The sequence below is a fragment of the Polaromonas sp. P1_G2 genome (genome assembly GCF_056405515.1).
Genome location: NZ_JBFUBY010000536.1, coordinates 1 through 1,066, shown reverse-complemented (window position 1 = coordinate 1,066; position 1,066 = coordinate 1). Strand labels below are relative to the sequence as shown.

Genomic DNA, 1,066 nt, shown 5'->3' with positions numbered 1-1,066 from the left:
CTGAAGCATCACCGTGAATAGACATCATCGGGTATCGCAGGATCACCGACGGCCAGACGGCTGACGAAGTTGATCTGCCCGATGCCGGCCCGCCGTCCGCAAACCGGTGACAACTTCCGCTAGGCCGTAGACTCATAACGCGTTGATCCAGATGCGGGTAGCAATGATTTTGGCGGCGGCAAGGAAATTGGCTGGGTTCTTGTCGTAACGTGTTGCCATAGCTCGATATTGTTTGAGCTTRTTGAAGAAGCGYTCGACRAGATTTCTTTGCCGATAGACCCATCGRCWGAAGGAAAAGCTGTCCTTGCGRTTGCTTTTGGCYGGGATATTGGCCCARGCYTTCTTTTCCTTGGCTTGTGCACGCAATGCATTGGTATCGTAAGCTTTGTCACCAAGGATGATCGTGCCCTCGCGCATAACGCTCAGCATCGGCAGTGCCATCTTGCTGTCGTGCGTCTGCCCGGCGGTCAATTCAAGAGYGACGGGACGGCCTTCGGCATCGACGACAGCATGGATCTTGGTCGTCAGCCCGCCGCGGGAACGTCCCATGCAGCCATYRTCAGACCCCCCTTTTTTGCCGTTGCACCATGYTGATGCACTCGGACGCAAGATGAATCGATCATGATGATGTCGCYATCAAAGGCTTTTGAAATATCKGCCAAAATYCGATCCCAGACACCKGCTTTGCGCCATCTGACAAAGCGGTTGTAGCATGTCGTTGATGGGCCGTAGCGCTCCGGAACATCCGCCCAYGGCGARCCRGTGCGGAACCGCCACAAAATCCCATTGATGGTGCGACGATCATCTACCCGTGGAACACCACGRGGCTTATTCGGCAACAAAGGCGCGATAATATTCCATTCCAAATCAGTCAGCTCATGGCGGCGRCGGGTCATCATWAGGCTCCCAAATCAATGGYARCCTTGAATCACCRTCAAACCCAAAGGGGAAGCCCGTTTATGAGTTTACGGCCTAGCCGAAGAATTTGACATCAGCTCGGGGCGCCAGGTCGGCAATTTCCCGCAGGCCTTTTCGCACTTGGCGATGGCCAACAGCGCCTACAACC

2 pseudogenes are annotated in these 1,066 nt (G+C 54.9%); one reads left to right on the top strand and one right to left on the bottom strand.

Going from position 1 to position 1,066, the window contains the following annotated elements:
• Positions 1 to 132: 132 nt before the first annotated feature.
• Positions 133 to 896, bottom strand: a pseudogene (locus tag AC1D0P_RS26010) (IS5 family transposase).
• 76 nt (positions 897 to 972) lie between these two features.
• On the opposite strand from AC1D0P_RS26010, the pseudogene AC1D0P_RS26005 reads away from it, so the two are divergent.
• Positions 973 to 1,066: pseudogene (locus AC1D0P_RS26005) on the top strand (glycoside hydrolase family 15 protein); the annotation flags it as partial.